Origin of the sequence: Bradyrhizobium sp. CB1717 (assembly GCF_029714325.1) — a bacterium.
Taxonomy (GTDB): Bacteria; Pseudomonadota; Alphaproteobacteria; order Rhizobiales; family Xanthobacteraceae; genus Bradyrhizobium.
Genome location: NZ_CP121666.1, coordinates 6,168,563 through 6,188,348, shown reverse-complemented (window position 1 = coordinate 6,188,348; position 19,786 = coordinate 6,168,563). Strand labels below are relative to the sequence as shown.

Below are 19,786 nucleotides of genomic sequence, written 5' to 3'. Positions count from 1 at the left end.
ACGATACCCAACTGTCCCTTCGGCCAATAGCTCTGCTTCGGAGGTACCTCGCCCGGGAGCGGAAGCTTCCTGATACCCACTTCTGCGCCAAGGACGCGGCGAGGGAAGTGGTTTAGTTGTCGGTTTTTCATCGGAATCCGTCTCGACCCGGCTCGCAACGTCCAATCATGACAACCATGTAGCGGGAGGCTCTGGCCCATGACTGTGCAGGAAGTTCAGTTCCGCAACAGCGCCACTGAAATTGGTCGAATTGCCGTCTCTGCCGCCGACTCCTCGCTCCAACAGCGAACGGCAAATGTCGCGGAGATCGCTGCTGCGGAGGCAGAAGCGGTCGATCGGGAGGCGTGCTTCCCGCGAAAGGCGATCGACGCGGCGCGGAAGGAAAGACTTCTGGGAGCTCAGATTCCGATCGAGTTCGGCGGGGAGGGGGCCTCGATCGCCGAGGTCGCCGACATGTGCTACGCGCTCGGCCGCGCCTGCGCTTCGGTCGGGATGATCTTCGCGATGCATCAGACCAAGGTCGCGTGCCTGGTTCGCCACGGGGCGGGCAGTGGGTGGCACGAAAGTCTCATGCGACGCGTGGCTGCCGAGCAGCTGCTGCTGGCATCGTCGACCACGGAAGGCCAGAACGGCGGAAACATACGTTTCAGCTCCGCCGCAGTGGAGCGTGCAGGCACCGAGATTTCGCTGGTGCGCGACGCGACGGTGATTTCATACGGCGCCGAGGCGGACGGCATCATCACCGTCGCCCGTCGCTCTGAATCGTCTGCCGGATCCGATCAAGTTCTACTGGCCATCACGCGTGATGATTACACGCTGGAGCGCACGCTGGGCTGGGAGACCCTCGGTATGCGCGGGACCTGCAGTGCGGGTTTCAAGCTGAACTTCAGGGGGACTGCGGACCAGATATTCCCCGTGGCATACGAAAAGATCCATGCGCACACGATGACGCCCGTCGCCCATCTTTGCTGGTCTTCGGTCTGGGCAGGGATCGCGGCGGCGGCTGTGGACCGGGCGCAGCTGTTCGTCCGCAAGGCCGCTCGCGGGTCGGGCGGCAATACGCCTCCTGCCGCGGCGCACTTCACTTCCGCCAGGATGACCCTGACGAAATTGCGCGCAGTCATTGCGGCAAGTCTGCAGCTCTACGAAGCCCGCGGACGAGACGTGCGCGCGCTGTCGTCTGTGGACTTCCAGTCCTCGATCAATCTTCTCAAGGTGGAGACGTCCGAGCTTGCGGTTGCGACCGTCATGCACGCGATGCGCACCTGCGGCCTGTCCGGTTACCGCAACGACACCGACGTAAGTATCGGCCGCCACCTGCGGGACGTGCTTTCCGCTCCGATCATGATCAACAACGATCGCATCCTCGCCAGCATCGGGCCGGCGACGCTCATGAGCACGATTCCAGCCTCTCTGCGCGATTGATTTTCTTCAGAAAGGAAAAGGCCTGATGAAGTTGGCCATTGTCGAAGCACCGGCGGCCCCCACTTCCCCCAAAGTCGATCCGTTGGACCATCTTGCCGACGTGCTATTCCACGAGATGGGCTCTCCCGGCGTCTATGGCCGCTCCGCGCTCTACGAAGACGTCTTGGAGCGGATTGCCGCGGTGATCTCACGGAATCGCGACCCGAACGCCGAGGTGATGCGTTTTCCGCCGGTCATGAATCGCGCCCAGCTCGAGAGGTCGGGTTACCTGAAGAGCTTTCCCAATCTCCTCGGTTGTGTCTGTGGGTTGCACGGCATGGAAAGTGAGATTGACGCGGCGGTCAGCCGCTTCGATGCCGGCGGCGACTGGACCACGTCGCTATCGCCTGCCGATCTCGTTCTGACGCCGGCGGCCTGCTATCCGGTCTATCCGATCGCGGCGAGCCGGGGGCCTGTGCCGGCCGGCGGCTGGACCTTCGATGTGGCCGCCGACTGTTTCCGCCGCGAACCTTCGCGCCATCTCGACCGGTTCCAGTCCTTCCGAATGCGAGAGTTCGTCTGCATCGGCAGTGCGGATCACGTCTCGGCGTTCCGGGAGCGCTGGATCATACGTGCGCAGAAGATTGCCCGGGACCTCGGGCTAACCTTCAGGATCGACCATGCCAACGACCCGTTCTTCGGCCGGGTCGGCCAGATGATGGCGGTAAGCCAAAAGCAGCAATCGCTGAAGTTCGAACTGCTGGTGCCGCTACGCTCCGAGAAGCAACCGACTGCCTGCATGAGCTTCAACTACCACCGGGATCATTTCGGCACGACCTGGGGCATCGTCGATGCAGCCTCCGAGCCGGCCCACACTGCCTGCGTGGCGTTCGGAATGGATCGTCTGGCCGTCGCCATGTTCCATACCCACGGCAAAGACGTCGACCTGTGGCCGACCGCCGTGCGCGAGCTGCTGGGCTTAGCGCAGACCGACGGCCGAGCACCTTCAGCAAGCGAGGAGGTCCGATGCGCCAGGGAAGTCGGGAGCTAGCCCGGGGCAGGAGAGCCGAAGGGCCAGCTACCATGAGAAGAGAGACCGTCGCCGTCCATGGCGGCTTCGAAGACGATCCGGCAACGAAGGCCGTTGCCGTACCGATCTACCAGACGGCCTCCTATGCATTCGACAGCGCCGACCATGGAGCGGCACTCTTCAACCTCGAAGTCGACGGCTTCCGTTATACCCGGATCGGCAATCCAACCAACGCCGTGCTGGAGAAGCGCGTCGCAGCTCTTGAAGGAGGCATCGAGGCACTCAGCGTCGCCTGTGGGCAGGCCGCGGTGAACTATGCGGTCGTCAACATCGCCGAGATGGGCTCCAATATCGTTTCGGTTCCGCAGCTCTACGGCACCACACATACGCTGTTCGCGCATATCCTGCCGAGGCAGGGCATTGCTGTCCGCTTTTCGGAAGACGACCGGCCGGAAAGCGTCGAAGGGCTGATCAACGACGACACACGGGCAGTGTTCTGTGAGAGCGTCGGAAATCCGGCCGGAAACGTCTGCGACATCCAGGGGATGGCTGAGGTCGCGCACCGGCACGGCGTTCCACTGATCGTCGACAACACCGTGCCGACACCGATCCTTCTCAGGCCGATCGAGTACGGCGCTGACGTCGTTGTGGAGTCTCTTACGAAATTCATGGGCGGGCATGGCACGACGCTCGGTGGAATTATCATCGACAGCGGCAGGTTCCCCTGGACGGAGCATCGTCGACGCTTCCCGATGATGAACGAACCGGAGAAATCGTACCACGGCCTGGTCTTCACCGAGCGCTACGGCGCCGCTGCCTACATCGCGCGTTGCCGCGCCGTTTCCCAGAGAACCACGGGTGCGGTGCTGGGGCCGATGAACGCATTCCTGCTGCTCCAGGGCATCGAGACCGTCGCGCTCCGGATCGAGCGCCACGTCGAGAATGGCGCAAAGGTCGCGCGATTCTTGCGCAACGACGGCCGTGTCGGGTGGGTAAATTATGCGGGCTTTCCTGACAGCCCTTATTTCGCGCTGACGCAGAAATATCTGGATGGTCGAGCGTGTTCGCTGCTGACTTTTGGTGTCGCCGGAGGCTTCGAGGCGGGCAAGCGATTCTACGACAGGCTGAAGCTGTGTAAGCGGCTCGTCAACATAGGCGATGCGAAAACGCTGGCCTGCCACCCCGCATCGACAACGCACCGGCAAATGTCCGTCGAAGAGCAGGAGAAGGCCGGCGTGCGACCCGAGATGATCAGGCTGAGCGTCGGAATTGAGCACATCGACGACATCCTTGCGGATCTCGATCAGGCGCTCTGCGCCGCGAATGTTTCGGCAACCGTGAAGGCATTCGGATGACTGTCCTAATCGATATAGATTCGCACGAGCACCACCTCTTCTCCAGGGCACCGAGCGGCGCCTATGCGAAGGAGCCCTCGGGAAGCCGGGGAGATTGTCTCGACATCGGGCTCATCAATAACATGTCGGATGCCGCCCTGATGTCGACCGAGCGCCAGCTGTTCGACCTGCTCGATGCGGCCGCGGGACGAGTTTGCGTCAGGCTGCACTTCTATACGATGGAGTCGACTCCCCGTTCCGAATGGGGGCGCGACTACGTGCGTCGATACTACCGTGGCATCGGCGATCTGCTGAACAGGAGCCTGGATGGAGTGATCGTGACAGGCGCCGAACCCAGGGCCGCCAGCCTGACAGACGAACCATATTGGACCACCTTCGCCGAGATCGCCGATTGGGCGAGGGAGAATACCGTGTCGTCGGTGTTTTCCTGCCTGGCTGTTCATGGAGCCGTTCTGCACCTGGACGGCGTTGCGCGCCACAAGCTGCCTGCCAAATGCTTCGGTGTCTTCGCTCAAACAAAGACGAGACGTCATCCCTTGATGCAGGATGTACCGAGAACCTTCCGAATACCGCACGCCCGGTGGAACGAGGTGCAGGAGGAGGATCTCACGGACTGCGGATACTCGGTTCTCAGCTGGTCGGCGGACGCTGGAGCCGACTGCTTCGTCAAGCAGCAGAGGAACAGTCTTTTTGTCCATTTCCAGGGCCACCCGGAATATGAGACCCAGAGCCTGCTGGGTGAATATCGAAGAGACATGGGGCGTTTCCTCCGGGGGGATAACGAAGTCTGTCCGACGATACCGAGGGGCTATCTGAATGAGGGCGCGGAAAAGATGCTGATCGCCTTCCGGCAGCAGGCCCTTTCCGACAGAAACCCGGAACTATTTGCCGATTTTCCGGCCGATCAGCTGGCGAAGGACCTTAGCAACGCCTGGCGCCTTCCGGCCCAGCGGATATACCGCAACTGGTTACGCTACATTGTGTTGCAGCGAGCCCGACGTTTACACTCGGTGCGAGAAGCAGCTCTCGCTGCGGCCCCAATTCCGCCGCATCGCCGCGGACGCAAGTTGGTTGCCGCTCCATCCGCTCGTCTGGCGCGCTCGCCAAACCCGGCGACCACAAGGCGGCTCGGATACAAGGAGTGAGAGCTCAGACGATGGTCCGATGCCGTGAGATAGGAGTAGCCGATCTCGACGCCGTCGCCGATCTTCTGACAAAGTGCTTTCCAATACGATCGCGGGATTACTGGATCGATGGACTGAGGCGCTTGTCAGTGCGCGAGACGCCCGACGCTTCCCGCGCTTTGGCTATATGCTCGAGCATGACCAGGCGCCCGTCGGTGCCGATGCGGGTCGGTCGCATCAGGCAGCCGGTGATGCAATTGATCTATTGCGCCGATCTGGCCGACTATGTCGTTTGCGCCGGCGCCATGGGACGCTTCCTGGTTCGACGCGGCTGGATGTCGATTGCTCTCGATGCCAATGGCCCTGTGACCGGCCTCGTCGGCATCTACAGGGAGCCGATCGGCCGGAAGTACTTCAAGGGTCCGCATTGCCCCCGGCTTGCCGATCTGTCTGACTCGGAGCTGGTGATCTACGGGCCGTGACTTCGTCGTTCCAGGATTGTTCCAACCGTGAGTCGGGTGGTTTAGAAGTCCCAGATCTTGCAGTTCGTGCGCCGTCGCGGGTGAGTCATGCAGGATGACCAGTGCTCAAAAGCGAGCGCCGCGCTGTTTGTGCTCTTCCGGCTTGCAAAGCGATCGGTGACATATTCGTGTCAAGGAACCTTCGTAGGCTGGGGACTTCTTGTGGCATCCAGGCAAGTTCGGGACGGTCGTCATTCGCCTCTCGCGATGCTGATGGCTTGCCGGAGCAATTGATCGGTGTCACGTCGCGTGCCGTATCTGGCTGTGTGTTTGATGTTTGCCGCCCTTGCAGCCGAAGCGGAGCCAAAAGGCGCAATAATCGGGTCGCCGCGCGCGAACTCGGAAATGACCGCGCCGTTGTCGTTCGACATTCCGGCCCAGCCGCTTGTCTCCGCACTCGATCGATACGGCGATGCGACTGGTCGCGAGGTCCTCTACAATCCGGCGCTTGCGCAAGGCCGCATCTCAGAAGCCGTCAAAGGCAGCTTTGAGCCGGAGACGGCGCTACAGCTGCTGCTTGCGGGAACCGGTCTTGCCGCCCGCTTCCTGAAGGACAATTCGTTCGTTCTGGTCCCGGCTCCCGAAGCCGCCGGACCGCCGGAAGGCAGTGCCGCCGCTCTCGCGCACCAATATTATGGTGTCGTTCAGGCGAGGTTGCGTGATGCACTGTGCCGGACCAGCGGGGCGCGGCCGGGAAGCTATCGCATCGCGGCCCTGGTCTGGATCGCGCCATCGGGGACCGTCTCCAGGTTCGAACGACTTGGATCGGCCGGCACGGTCGAGCTGGACCGCGGCATCGACACCGCGCTTCGGCATTTCAGCGTGGGTGCCCCGGTGCCCCCAGGCTTTGCGCAGCCGGTCTTGATCGTGGTCCTGCCGCAGGCTTCGGGCGTCACAATGAGTTGCGGCGCGGCCGCCCTACCGCAGGCGGCCGGAGGCGTGCGGTGACCGAAGCCTCCGTGGCGATGCTGCGCCGCCTGCTGCTCGACCGATATGACGATCTCAAGCGGGGTTTGACGCGGCGCCTGGGCTCGTCCGAAATGGCCGGCGATGTCCTGCACGACACCTGGCTGCGCCTGGCCCGCACGGACACGACGATTGGAACCTTGCACAATCCGGTCAGCTACCTGCTGCGCATGCTGTTCAACGTGGCACATGACCATCGTCGCGCGGAAAAGCGCCATTTGACGAAGGTCGATATCGAGCATCTGCTCGAGGTCGCCGATGAGACGCCTGGTCCCGCCGAAGTCGCGGAGGCGCGGTCGGATCTGGACGCGATGGCCATCATCCTGGCCGAGCTGCCGCCTCGCCGGCGCACCATCCTGCTCGCGGCAAGGGTCGACAACATGGCGCGGCAGGAGATTGCGGACCGGCTTGGCGTATCCTTGCGCCTCGTCTCGAAGGAGCTGCAGCTCGCCCATGAATATTGTCTGGCGCGGCAAAGGCAAATGAAAGAGACGGAATGCACGCCGGACCAGGGAAATTCGTCATTGAATCGAGACCCGTCGCCGCGCGGTGATCACGACCATGACCAGGCTGAATGACTCCATGACTCAAGGACAGGTGCATAAGCTCGACCTGTTGCAGCGCGAGGCGATCGCGTGGGTCCAGCGCATCGATTCCGGACATGCGACGTCTGCCGATGCCGAGACGTTGCGGCGATGGTGTGCGGCGAGCCCGGAGCATGCGGCGGCCTTCGCCGCGGCGAGCGGAGTATGGCGCGATATCCGCCGCGCCGGCGCGAGCATTCCGCGCAGCCAGTTCGAGGCGTTGCCGGTCCGGCAGACGTCACGCCCGGTACTCGACCGCCGCCTCGTTCTGGGTGGCGGGTTGGCTGCCGCCGCGGCGGCCTGTGTCGCCGTCGTCAATCCGCCACTGGGCCTGTGGCCGTCCCTCCGCGAACTGAATGCCGACTACAGGACAGCCATTGGCGAACAGCGGCAGATCAGGCCGGCGGAGAACGTCGCGGTGCGGTTGAATACGCAGACCAGCATTGCGGTCCACCCCGCCGACGGGGAGGGCGATCGTCTGGAGCTCCTTGCGGGGCAGGCGCTGTTCGAAACGGTCGAGAGCGTTCGTCCGCTCGTCGTATTGGCCGCAGACGGGCGCTCGATCGGCCGCCATGCACGTTTCGATGTGCGTTGCATGAACGGTCCGGCGGGTCCGGTAGTGAGCGTCGCCTGCTTCGATGGCGAGGTGCGCATCGAGCGCAACGACAATTCTGCCGTCATCGGCCCGGCGCAGAGCGTGCGTTACGATGCCGGCGGGCTCGGTCGGGTTGCCGCGATCGACGCAGAGGCGGAATCCGCCTGGCAGCGGGGAATTGTGCTATTCCGGGCAACCCCGCTCGCGGATGTGGTGGAAGAGGTCAATCGTTATCGCGCCGGCCGGATTCTTCTTGTCAATCCGAGCCTCGCGCAAAGGCCGGTCAGTGGCCGCTTCCGCATCGACCAGATGGATGAAATCCTCGTGCGTCTCGAGCAGGCCTTCGATGTCAAGGCCCGCAAGCTCCCGGGCGGCCTGGTTCTGTTGGGCTGACGTCCGCTGACAAGAAACTTTCACACAGAAACCGTGCGCGTTCGCCTACAGGCTTCCGTCTTAGAGCTAGATCGTCATCGCAGGGGATGACGAGGCACGACCCTTCACTGGGTTTAGCCGTGCTGCCAGAAGGAATGCCGTCTTGTCCCACCGCACCGTCCGTTTTCGCCCGTTCCGGTCCGTCAGACACGCGATGTTCCTCAGCGGCGCCAGTGTGGCCGCGTTGCTGGTGGGGGCGGCTGCGGCCGATGCGCGCAACCTGGGCAGCGGCAGCGCGAGCCCGGTGGCAAATGTCGCCGTGACGACCAACGCTGCGGGGCAGGCAGGGGCGATCGCATCGGCACAGGCGATGAGCCGCATTAATGCTTCGCTTCGAGCGATGCGCGACGTACAGGCGGCAGCGAGAGCCGGCGCGCTGATCGGCCCGAACAATCTCGGCCTGGACAAGAATCATCCCGGCCGTCTGCTTCCGAATGTGCCGAACGGACTTGCCCCCGGAGGCCTCAATCCGACCAGCAATCCCACCGCGGTGATCGACGGGCAGCCGGCCTGGACCGGCGCCGCGCAGCCGACCCAATCGACCGGCTCGAATGGCCGGGTCCAGGTCGAGGTCGTGCAGAACCAGCAGAAGGCGATCCTGACCTGGAACAAGTTCAACGTCGGACGCGAGACCGACTTGTATTTCAACCAGTCCGCCGGAGGTGGCGGCGCCGCCAACTGGATCGCGCTCAACCGAGTGCTCGACCCGAGCCTCGTCCCCAGCCAGATCCTCGGCACCATCAGGAGCGAGGGACAGGTCTACATCATCAACAGGAACGGCATCATCTTCGGCGGCTCCAGCCAGGTCGATGTCGGCACGCTCGTGGCCTCGTCCCTCGCTTTGTCGAACGCGCAGTTCCTGGCCGGGATCAATACTTCGATTGCGCTCACCAACGACATTCACTTGCCGACGTTCGGCGAATACAATCCACGGCTGGCCAATTCGCAAAAGCCGGCCACCGATCCAAGCCAGCCCACGCGGTTCACTCCGGATGGCGTGCCGGGCGACGTCACCATCCAGACCGGAGCTCAGATCAGCGCGAAGACCGGCGGCAAGGCGATGCTATTCGCGCCGATCGTTGCGAACGCCGGCCAGATCAGCGTCCCCGACGGCCAGATCATCATGGCCGCCGGCGAACAGGTCTATCTCAGGACCAATCCGGGCGACACGCGCGGTGTGGACGTCGCGGTGACCGCCCCGATGCCCTGGCTGTTCAACTACAATCATCTGATGGGGGCGATCGCCGGCTGGGAGCTCTACACGGAGAAGCCGTGGGGCGAGAGCGTTCGCGACATCCTGCTTCCCGAGATGTACGCGCGCGCGGCTTCGGTCGGCTACAAGGTCGTGAACACCGGCGTGGTTCAGTCCGATCGCGGCAACATCACCGCGATGGGTCGCGAGATCTTCCAGGGCGGCGTGATGCTGGCGGCAACCGCGCTCAACAACCGCGAAGGATCGATTCGGCTGGATGCCTACAGCAATGGCATGATGGCATCGAGCGGCAGCCTGGATGCCCAGCTCGTGTATTGGAAGACGGGCGACCTGCATCTGTTACCGGGCAGCGTCACCGCCGTCCTGCCTGATGCCACCGACACGAGCGAGATCGAGGAGACGGCGAAGGCCACACGCTACAAGCCGGGGCGCGTCGAATTGCGCGGCAACCTGATCGATATCGGGGCGCAGGCCAACATCCTCGTCCCCGCCGGCACGATCAGCATCGTGGCCAGCACCTCGCCCGCGCCCACCGAGGAGCCCATCAACAACGAGCAGCCGATCCGTGACGGCAGCCGGATCTATATCGGCGAGGACGCCTATGTCAGCGCTGCCGGCGTGCAGGATGTCCTGGTCCCCATGTCGCGGAGATTCGTGCAGGCCGAATTGCGCATCAACGAGCTGCGCGATTCTCCGCTGCTGCGGAATTCCTGGCTGCGGGGGCAGAAGATCACGGTCGATCGCAGCGCCAGCGGCGTTTTCACCGATGGTCCGATGGCCGGCGTGAGCTGGGGAGGCGCCGCGGGCAAATGGATCGGGACGCCGCTGGGCGACGTCTCGGCCTGGATCGGCAACAGCAAGACAAATCTCGCCGAACTGTCGACCATTGGCGGCAACATCACGCTCAAATCGGCCGGTTCGATCATCACCCGACAGGGCTCGTTGCTCGATGTCTCCGGCGGGTCGTTCCGCTATCAGGACGGAATGGTCAGCTCGACCAAGCTGCTCGGCGCCGATGGCAGAATTTATGATATCGCCTCGGCAACGCCGGACAGGATCTATGTCGGGTTCGCCGGCGGGTTCACGCGTACACACGGCAACTGGGGCAAATCGGAGTCCTGGAGCACGCCATGGTCGGCGAGCCACTTCGAACGTGGCTTCACCGAGGGACGTGACGCCGGCGCCATCCAGTTCTACGCCATGGAAGGTGTTGTGCTGGAAGGCGGCTACTGGGGCGGCGTGATCGTCGGCGAGCGTCAGGCCGCAAGCGGCAACATCGCCAAGGCAGGCTCGCTGACGTTCGGCGGCGACGGCGATGAAGATCGGCTCTGGCTGCTCGGCAAGCTCGTGATCTCCAAGGATCCGACGCAGCTGCCGACGAATTTCACGGCGACATCGTCGCTTCCGTCCACCTGGTATTCGGGCGCGCCCGGCAACCAGGATTCGTTCCGGTTGCGTACGACCTATCTCGACTCCGACGTGCTTGCAGATGCCGGGCTAGGGAAGATCGAGCTCTACGTCTCCAACAACGTCACTATCGAGAAAGGCACGACGCTCGAATTGACGCCGGGCAGCACGTTTTCGATCAAGGCCAATTCCACCGTTGCTTACAGCCAGGATTTCAAGATCGACGGCGTGATTCACGCTCCCGGCGGCAGCGTCAACCTGCTCGGCGCTGAAAACGTGTCATTCGGAGCCGGCGCGGCCATCGACGTCAGCGGCCAATGGGTGAACCAGGTGAAGGGCGGCGCCGGCTCGGCGCTGCCGCCGGTCGTCAATGGCGGCAGCATCGCGCTCGACCAGGCCCATTATCAGCCGGGCGTGGTGCTCGACGTATCCGGCGGCGGCTGGTACCGCCTGCGCAACGGCAAGCCGCAGGTGAAATTCGGCGACGCCGGCAAGATCACGCTCAACACCATCGACGTGACGGAGTTGGCGAACGCCGACATGCGAGCTTATGCGGCCGGCTCCGGCGGCAGCCTGTCCATGAACCTCACGACGGCGTCGCTGCAGATCGGCGGTGCTGCGCCGACCTCGCCCAACACCGTTCGCCTGTCGGAAACGCTGTTCTCGGAACGCGGCTTCCGCTCGCTTCTGATCTCCACGGGCGGCGATATCACGATTCCCGACGGCGTGAAGGTCACGCAGCTCCCCTACAACGTCGATCTCAAGGGTGTGGACGTCTCGGGCTTTGCCACGGGTACGCCGATCAGCGCGATGGGCCCGCTCGCCGTGTTGTCGCCCTCGCAGCGTCTGGCGCTCAAGCCGACGTCGCTCTCGCTCACCGGCAGATCCCTGACGGTCGGCGCGGGCGCGACGGTGGGGACGGACACCGGCGGTACGATCGCTCTGTCCCTGCTCGGTCCTTCGACCGGCACATTGCGAATTGCCGGCACGGTGGAGGCGCTGGCTGGCACGATCAGTTTTGCGGCAAGCGCCGGATCGGTCGTCGTGGCAAATACCGGCGCGATCATCGCGCGCGGAACGGCGGTCGGCGAAACCGATGGCGCGGGGCACCGGATCGGCGTCGTGCGCAATGGCGGTTCGGTCGCGTTCGAGTCCGCCGCAGTCGCATTCGAATCCGGCTCACTGGTCGACGTCGCGGGTGCCAGTGGCGAATTCGACATCGAGGCGGGAGACCGCCAGTTCGCGCCCGTCACCCTCGCCAGCAATGGCGGCTCGATCAGCGTCAAGGCCCAGCAGGGCCTGGCCCAGGGGACGTGGCGCGGCCAGAGTGGAGGCAGTGGCGCGCGCGGCGGCAAGGTGACGTTGGCGACTGCGACATCGACCGTGATCCTGTCCGAAACCGCCGCTGCGCAGTCAGGACTGGTCGTACGCAGTTCGAGCCTTCAGGGCGCCGGCTTCGCCGATCTCGTTCTCCCGTCGACGACACGGCTGGACGGTGTCGACCTCGCCTTCGGTGGCTCGATCTCGATCACGGGATCACTGATCAACGGCAATGGCGCTAGCTCGCGCTTCTGGGCGCCCTACATCTCGCTGTTCAGCCTGGCGCCGAGCAATCCGGTGCGTTCGGGCACGCTGACGCTGGCCGGCTCCGTGATCGACGTCGTGCAGGCAAACATCCGCGGCTTCGAACGAACCGTGCTCGAGGCGAACGACATCCGGCTGACGCACAGCAATGTCAGCCAGCCCGCGTTCCTGGACGTCGACGGCACGCTGATCGTGAAGGCCGGCCAGATCTATCCCACCTTGCAGATCAACGCGACGATCAGGGCCAGCGACAAGCTCATCGTGCAGCAGAACGGAACTCCCGGTCTGGCGCTGTCGGTCGGCGGGACCCTGACGCTCGAAGCGCCGACGATCGAGCAGAACGGCACCCTGCGCGCGCCGTTCGGCCAGATCACGCTCAAGGCCAGCCAGCGCCTCACCCTCGGTGCCGGCAGCGTCACGTCGGTGACCGGCGATGGCCTCGTGCTGCCTTACGGTGCTCTCAGCAACAACGAAAACTGGACGGTGACGACCGGGCCGCAGCCGACCACCATCGCCAGCCTGCCGGAAAAGCGCGTGACGCTCGAGGCGCCGACCGTCGAGCTTGCGCCCGGATCGGTGGTGAACATCAAGGGCGGCGGCGACCTGATGGCATGGGAGCACGTGCCCGGACCGGGCGGCTCGCATGATATGCTGTCGCTGCCGGGCCTGTTCGCGGTCATGCCGGCTTTCGGCGGGGCGACTGCACCCAGCTCGGCCTCGATACGCAGCGGCGACCGTATCTGGCTCGACGCCGGCAGCGGATTGCCGGCGGGCTGGTACACGCTGCTGCCGGCCTCCTACGCGATGTTGCCGGGCGCCTATGCGATCCAGGCGGTCGCCGGTTCGACAGGCCAGGCGACGACGTCCACGGTGCTGGCAGACGGTACGGCGATCGTGTCCGGCTATCGCGCCAATGCGCTCGATGGCAGCCGGGACCAGCAGTCGTCTGCGTGGCGCGTGATGTCGGGCTCGGTGCTGCGGCAGTACAGCGAGTACAACGAAGCGTTCGCCAACACCTTCTTCGCTTCCGATGCATTCAAGCTGACGCAGTACCGGCTCACCGGTCAGCAGATCGTCACACCGCGTCTGCCGGTCGACGGCGGTTCGGTGGTGTTCAAGGCGACGCAAGACCTGATCCTGAAGGGCGAGCTGCATTCTCAGGCCGCAGCAGGCGGCCGTGGCGGACTGGTCGATATCGCCGCCAACAAGATCGCAATCCTGGGCGCCGACCAGAGCGCCGGCACGTTGCGGGCCGATGGCTATCTGGTCATCGACGCCGCTGCCCTGTCCGGCTTCGGTGCCGGCAGCCTGCTGATCGGGGGCTTCCGCAGCGGCGACGTCGGCGGTCTGCGCGTGGATGTGCAGGCCCACGACATCGTCGTGCGCAACAGCGCCAATTCGGCGTTGACGGGACCGGAGATCATTCTGGCCGCAAGCGACACGATCGACGTCTCCGCAGGCAGCGTCATCGTCGCGCGCGGCGAGGCGCCGACCGGCGCCGGCGATCTCGTGATGGCCCCGCAGGCGTCCGATCGCGACTGGGGCGCCTTGATCCGCCTGTCCAACGGCGACGCGGTGCGGGTCCGCCGCAAGAACGTCGATACGACCGTCGGCGGCCAGGTGAAGATCGGCGCCGGTGCGGTCCTCGATGGCGGCAAGTCTCTTCTGATCGACGCGACGGGGAACGCCCTCGTCACCCAGGCCAGACTGGCGGGCGCAGCGTTGTCCCTGGCGTCGGGCCGGATTGGCTTCGGCGGCGGTAGCGGGCTGGTGCTCGATGCCGCAGCGCTGGCCGCGCTCAACAACACCCAGCACCTGACCTTGCGCAGCTACTCCACCATCGACTTCTACAATGCGGTGGACCTGTCGGGACTGCAGGCCGTGACGCTTGACACCGCAGGGCTGGTCGGCCGCGGCAATAGCGAGATCGCGGTGAACGGCAATCGGGTCGTGCTGGAAAATACCGCGAGCACGTTCAGCGAGCCGGTCGGCGCCGGTCATGGCAGCTTGAAGCTCACCGCAACCGAGCTCGCCCTGGGCGCGGGCGCCAAAGCATTGCGCGGCTTCGACACCATCGTGCTGACGGGAACGACGCGTATTGCCGGCGAAGGCAAGGGCTCGCTCGATGTCGCGGGCGCGGCGCTGACCTTGTCCGCACCGGTCTTGACCGGCCGGGGCGGCAGCCAGCAATCGATCACCACGACCGGCGTGCTCACGGTTGCCGCCTACGAGACGGTAAGCCCGGCGCGCGACCAGGAGAGCCTCGGCTCGCGCTGGACGCTCACCGGCCGCGCCGTCGATTTCGCCGGACGTATCGATGCGCTGGGCGGAACGGTCAAGCTGAATGCCACCAATGGCAACGTCAATCTCACTGCGGGCTCGCGCATCGACGTCGGGGGCTTCGAGAAAAAGTTCTTCGACGTGTCCGAATATGCCGATGCCGGGACCATCTCGCTGGGCGCCCACGGTGGCGCGGTGCTGTTCGGAGCAGGCGCGACCCTCGACCTTGGCTCCGCGCGGGACGCCGACGGGCGTCCCATCGGCGGCGGCGCGGGCACGCTCGCAATCGAGCAGGACGGCAGCCAGGTCACGCTGAACGGCACGATCAATGCCAAGGCTGCGGCGGGCAAACGGGGCGGCTCCTTTTCGCTCGACATCACTGCGTTGTCGGATTTCGGCGGGCTCAACCAGCGTCTGAATGGCGCCGGCTTCACCAAATCGCGCAGCTTCCGGATTCGCTCCGGCGGCGTCACGCTCGACGGCGCAACTACGGTCGAGGAGTTCTCGCTCGCCGCAGATCATGGCGCCGTGACCGTCGCAGGCACCATCGACGCACGTGCGACCTATGGCGGCTCGATCTCGATCTATGGCGGCCAGGGCCTGACCATGACGAACGCGGCGCTCCTGCGGGCAGGCGCCACCGACACGGTGGACGGGCTCGGCTCCGGCCGGATCACCCTTGGAATCTCGAACGGCGTGCTGCGGGTGCTCGGTGGCGTGATCGACGTGGCGGGCGGCGAGGGCGGCAAGGTCACCCTGCGTGCGCCCGTCATCGAGCAGCCGGGGGCCGATAAGGTGAACGTCAGCTTTGCCGGCACGATCAACGGCGCGCGCGAGATCGTGCTGGAGGGTTACAAGCGCTTCGACCTCGCGACTCTCGCGTCCGATCCGCGCTTCGTCGGAGTCACCGTCAATAGCAGCGGCCAGGCCGAACTCGATCTCACCAAGGCCGCGGCCGGCAAGCTCAACGTGCTGGCGGATTATGGCGCCGGCACGCTGGTCGAGTTCGTGCGCGACTTCGACGTCAGTGCCGGCTACGCGGATCTCGGCGGCCTGACGAGCCAGTCGAACTTCCACGCGCGCGCAGGCATGGAGCTGAATTTCTCCGGCGACATCGTGCTCAAGAGCAACTGGAATCTCGGCGCAGGCGTGGTCAATCAGGCCTCGGCGCTCGCGGCCGGCGTGATGGCCATCGAACCGGTGCTGGGCAAGGCCTATGTCGTCGCCGGCAAGGAAAGTGCCTTGCTGCGTGACCATACGACCATGGTCTATCGCACCGGCGGCAGCATTCTCGGAGAGCCGGGCGTCCTGACCATGCGCGCCGGCGGCAATATCGACCTGAAGGGCAGTATCACGGACGGCTTCTTCCAGTTCGCCAACCCGCTGGATTCGAACTATGTTGCCGTCAAGGGCACCACCTCGACGAACCTGGGCATGGTGTTCAACGTCGGCCGCACCAGCACCACCGCGAATCTCACGCCCTACGACAGCACCAGCACGACCAACCCGTCGGCCTATGCCGGCATCACCTTCGCGACGCTCGGCACGAGGAAAACCGAAACCTCAACGACGCCGCCGACCCTGATCGGCGTTCCCTACAGCGCAGAGGCCAACTCGCCGGGGGCGAGCGCGCCGAATACGCTGGCCAATTCGGTCCTGTTCCCAACCATCACCGAGCCGGATGGCTCGAGGGTGGCGGTGCCGTCCTGGAGCCTGGGACTCGTTGCGGGCGCCACGCCAATGGGCGAAAGCGCCGACCCGACGCGCCTCGCCAGCGGCGCGACGGGCAAGATCACGCTCAGCGAGCAGTCGGCGTATACCTATGTCAGCGGCTCGAGTTCCGTTACGGCGACCGCTCTTGTCGACTCGGTCGCCTCCTATGGCTCAGGCAGCTCACCCGGTTCGACGACGATGAATCCTGCGGATTGGCCCGCGAGCCTGGAGTCCACTTCCGGCACCCGCCTCAACAACGATTCCAGCGCGCAGATATCTTTCGGCCTGCCGACGGATCCGGCCTACGGCTACGTGCTCGACCTCTGGAATAATTACGCAGCCGCGAAGGGCCTGAATCCCAACCCTGCGCAACCGCAGGCCGACTTCAGGTGGACCAACACGGCCGCGAGCGGCGGCAACCGTCTCAGCGTCATCACGCGGTACTCGACCTTCAAGGATTTCTATCTGACGAAGATCGTCCCCAATCTTGCGACGATCGCTTCACTCTATGCGACCATCAAGCCCGGGGCGACGACGTCCACCGTCAATCCCGTGACGATGGTGCGCACCGGCACCGGCGACGTCAGCATCGCTGCACGCGGCGATCTGCAGCTCAAGGGCGGCGCCTCGATCTATACCGCCGGCCGGCGCGATCTCGCCGTTTTCAACGATTTCACCACCGCGCCGGCGAGCGCGACCTACGGCGTCGGCGGCGGCCATCTCGACATTGCCGTCGGCGGCAACATCGACGTCGCCCTGCCGGCGGATCGCACGCAGATGCAGCACTACACGGAGTGGCTGAATCGGCAGGGCGCGACGGATAGCTCCTACGTCTTCGGTCCCTGGAGCCATTCCGCATACGGCCAGATGGCAGCTCAGCAAAGCTCCTGGTGGGTGGACTACGCCAACTTCCTGCGCGGCGTCGGCGCGCTCGGCGGCGGCAATGTCGAGGTCCATGCCGGCGGCGATCTCAACAATCTGACGGTCGCGCTGCCGACCAATGGTCGCGTGCGCGGCGGGCGTTCCACGACGGAGAGCAAGCTCCTCGAACTGCGCAACGGCGGCGCGATGACCGTCGAGGCGGGCGGTGCCGTTCGCGCCGGCTACTATTACATCGGGCGCGGCGCCGGTACGATCACCGCCGGCGAATTCGCGGTCGGGCGCGAGGTCAAGGCGCTGGTGGCGACGCAGATCGTCACCTATCCGATCGCCCCGATCTTGTCGGTCGGCGATGCAACTCTGGACGTGCGAACCGCCGGAGACCTGCGGCTGCAGACGGTTCTCGATCCGCTGCTGGTCGGCAAGGGGATGTCGCATGAGCTGACCTTCATGAGCAGTCAGAGCGAGCGCACTGCGCTCAACCTGACCTCGACGGGCGGCGACGTGATCCTGGTCGGGCAGGCGACATATCTCTCCAAGGACATCACGACGTCGGCTCTGCAGTATTTTGCGAACGTGAACTCGCTCGCCGCAAACATCTATCCGTCGAAGACGCGCGTGACCGCGCTGAACGGCTCTGTGCTGAACAACACGCTGTACACGATGCCGAGCAGCCATCCGGAGCTGCGGATTCTCGCTGCAAATGACGTGTTCGCCGGCGAGATCGTGATGTCCCGCGCCGCACTTGAGATGATTCCGTCGCCGTTCGAGCCTGTCGGAGGTACAGTTTCCTCTCCGGTCAACCTCGGCGGTTCCTCGCCGGATACCTTGAGCGGGCTCCACTACGTTCTGATCAATCAATTCACCACGCCGGCCAGCAACATCGCCGGCCACGCGCTGCATCTCTACAACCTTCGCAATCCCGCGCATCTGCCCAACGAGGGAGACTACGAGCCGAGCCGCGTCTATGCCCTGAACGGGTCGATCGTCGGCTCGCTCACAACCCAGAGCGGTTCGATCTTCACGGCCGGCGTCATGGCCAACGAGCAGACCTGGTTCCGCGCCGGCACGGACATCCGCAACATCAACTACTCACTGCGTAACATTCATCCGACCGACGTGTCGTTGCTCGAGGCCGGCAATGACATAATGGGCGGCCCGGTGATGGGCTCGATCTATGTGCAGGGGCCGGGCGCAGTGCAGGTGAGCGCGGGCCGCGACGTCTACGCGCCGGAACTGTCGATCTTCGGGACCGGAAACCGGGAATATGATGCAAACAATCGGCCGAAAGATTTCACGGAGATCATCGGCCTGCCCGGCCGGAGTGCGGCGATCACGGTGATGGCGGGCCTCAAGGGCAAGCAGCCGTCCTATGACGCATTCCTGGCGACCTATCTCGATCCGGCAAATGTCGGAAAGATGCCCGATTATCTCAAGATCACGCTGGCGGACGGCACGGTGGTGCCGCTCTACACCGAGGAATTCGAGCTACGTTCCTCCGGGCCGCACCAAACGCGCGCGGGCATCATCTCCTTCATGGCGGACGTGACCGGCGAGCTGCTGTCGCCGCTCGATGCTTGGAGCAAATTCCAGGCCCTGCCGATGCTGGTGCGCGAACGCTTCGTGCGGCAAGTCTATATGCAGGAGCTGCGCGCCGCAGGCAACGACCAGAACACACCCGACGGCAACGGCAAGCCGCGCAACGGCGGATACAACCGTGGCTATGCCGCGATCGAGACGCTGTTCCCGGGTACAGACTGGGCAGGCGACGTCAGGACCGGAAATGCCAAGTTTCGCACCATGTCGGGCGGCGGCATCGAAGTGCTGACGCCTGGCGGCGGCCTGCAAGTTGCGGCGCTCGGCAAGCCGGCGCCGGTGGAATACGGTCTCGTGACGCTGGGGCCCGGCGACATCAACCTGTTCGCTCGTGACAGCGTCACCGTGAACCGCTCGCGCATCCTGACCTTCGCCGGCGGCAACGAGATCATCTGGTCGACGCAGGGCGACATCGACGCCGGCCGCGGCGCCAAGACCGCGCGCGTGCCGTCGGCGCCGGAAATCCAGACTGATATCGATGCCGTGACGCGCGTGATCGAGAAGGCTGATATTTCCGGCAGCGGCATCGGAACGATCATCGGCTTCACGGGGGTGATGGAAGGCGACGTCAACCTGATTGCCCCCAAGGGCACGGTGAATGCCGGTGACGCCGGCATCCGCGTCAGCGGCAATTTCACCTGCGCCTGCTTCAACATCGTGAACGTGGACAACATCCAGGTCTCGGGCCAGAGCAAGGGTGTGCCGAAAGCGGAGGTCAAGACTGCGCCGCTCTCGCTCGAGACCAAGGACAAGGCCGCGACGGACGCTGTGAAAGACGTGACCAGGCAGGGGTCGTCGGACCGGCCGTCGGTGATCATCGTCGAAGTTCTCGGGTACGGTGGTGGCGACGGCGAGCGGCGGCAGCCCGACCCGGGCGAGGATGAGAAGCGCCGGACTCCCGACAAGCAGAGCTACGATCCGAACGGCATGTTCCGCGTACTCGGCAACGGCGAGTTCACGGCCGAGCAGTTGAAGGACCTGACGGAGGCTGAGCGAGCCGCGCTGTTGCAGCGGCTGGGGCGCAAGGCGTCGCTCTAAGGCGGGATCCCGGACAGGCATTCGGGTCCGACGTCCGATCGTGCCATCCGGCCGACCGGCCGGTT

8 protein-coding genes and 1 pseudogene are annotated in these 19,786 nt (G+C 64.7%); all 9 read left to right on the top strand.

Features of this window, described 5'->3' with window-relative positions:
• The first annotated feature begins 198 nt into the window (after window positions 1-198).
• On the top strand, window positions 199-1,425 hold the full coding sequence (locus QA649_RS29195; RefSeq protein ID WP_283020216.1) for an acyl-CoA dehydrogenase family protein: 1,227 nt from the start codon (window positions 199-201) through the stop codon (window positions 1,423-1,425).
• Window positions 1,426-1,450: 25 nt separating this feature from the next.
• The gene (locus tag QA649_RS29190; RefSeq protein WP_283020215.1) at window positions 1,451-2,455 is read left to right on the top strand and encodes an amino acid--[acyl-carrier-protein] ligase; all 1,005 of its coding nucleotides are present in this window, start codon (window positions 1,451-1,453) and stop codon (window positions 2,453-2,455) included.
• Window positions 2,456-2,487: 32 nt separating this feature from the next.
• Entirely contained in the window at window positions 2,488-3,789 is a 1,302-nt protein-coding gene (locus tag QA649_RS29185) for an aminotransferase class V-fold PLP-dependent enzyme (RefSeq protein ID WP_283026126.1), read from the top strand.
• Entirely contained in the window at window positions 3,786-4,934 is a 1,149-nt protein-coding gene (locus tag QA649_RS29180) for a homoserine O-succinyltransferase (RefSeq protein ID WP_283020214.1), read from the top strand. Before QA649_RS29185 ends, QA649_RS29180 begins: the two co-directional genes overlap by 4 nt.
• Before the next feature lie 11 nt (window positions 4,935-4,945).
• Window positions 4,946-5,395: pseudogene (locus QA649_RS42980) on the top strand (hypothetical protein).
• A 384-nt stretch (window positions 5,396-5,779) separates the two neighbouring features.
• Window positions 5,780-6,382, top strand: coding sequence for an STN domain-containing protein (locus QA649_RS29170; protein ID WP_283020212.1), 603 nt, complete (start codon window positions 5,780-5,782; stop codon window positions 6,380-6,382).
• Window positions 6,379-6,978: an RNA polymerase sigma factor gene (locus tag QA649_RS29165; RefSeq protein ID WP_283020211.1), complete on the top strand. Its 600-nt coding sequence runs from the start codon at window positions 6,379-6,381 to the stop codon at window positions 6,976-6,978. The genes QA649_RS29170 and QA649_RS29165 overlap by 4 nt, the downstream gene beginning before the upstream one ends.
• Window positions 6,962-7,972, top strand: coding sequence for a DUF4880 domain-containing protein (locus QA649_RS29160; protein ID WP_283020210.1), 1,011 nt, complete (start codon window positions 6,962-6,964; stop codon window positions 7,970-7,972). The genes QA649_RS29165 and QA649_RS29160 overlap by 17 nt, the downstream gene beginning before the upstream one ends.
• Before the next feature lie 142 nt (window positions 7,973-8,114).
• Window positions 8,115-19,721 carry a filamentous haemagglutinin family protein gene (locus tag QA649_RS29155; RefSeq protein WP_283020209.1) on the top strand — a complete coding sequence of 3,869 codons (11,607 nt, stop codon included), beginning with the start codon at window positions 8,115-8,117 and terminating at the stop codon, window positions 19,719-19,721.
• The last annotated feature ends 65 nt before the right edge of the window (window positions 19,722-19,786 follow it).

Excerpts from the sequence above, each read along its gene's own strand:
- QA649_RS29195 (WP_283020216.1), top strand. The coding sequence starts at position 199 with ATGACTGTGCAGGAAGTTCAGTTCCGCAACAGCGCCACTGAAATTGGT.
- QA649_RS29190 (WP_283020215.1), top strand. The coding sequence starts at position 1,451 with ATGAAGTTGGCCATTGTCGAAGCACCGGCGGCCCCCACTTCCCCCAAA.
- QA649_RS29185 (WP_283026126.1), top strand. The coding sequence starts at position 2,488 with ATGAGAAGAGAGACCGTCGCCGTCCATGGCGGCTTCGAAGACGATCCG.
- QA649_RS29180 (WP_283020214.1), top strand. The coding sequence starts at position 3,786 with ATGACTGTCCTAATCGATATAGATTCGCACGAGCACCACCTCTTCTCC.
- QA649_RS29170 (WP_283020212.1), top strand. The coding sequence starts at position 5,780 with ATGACCGCGCCGTTGTCGTTCGACATTCCGGCCCAGCCGCTTGTCTCC.
- QA649_RS29160 (WP_283020210.1), top strand. The coding sequence starts at position 6,962 with ATGACCAGGCTGAATGACTCCATGACTCAAGGACAGGTGCATAAGCTC.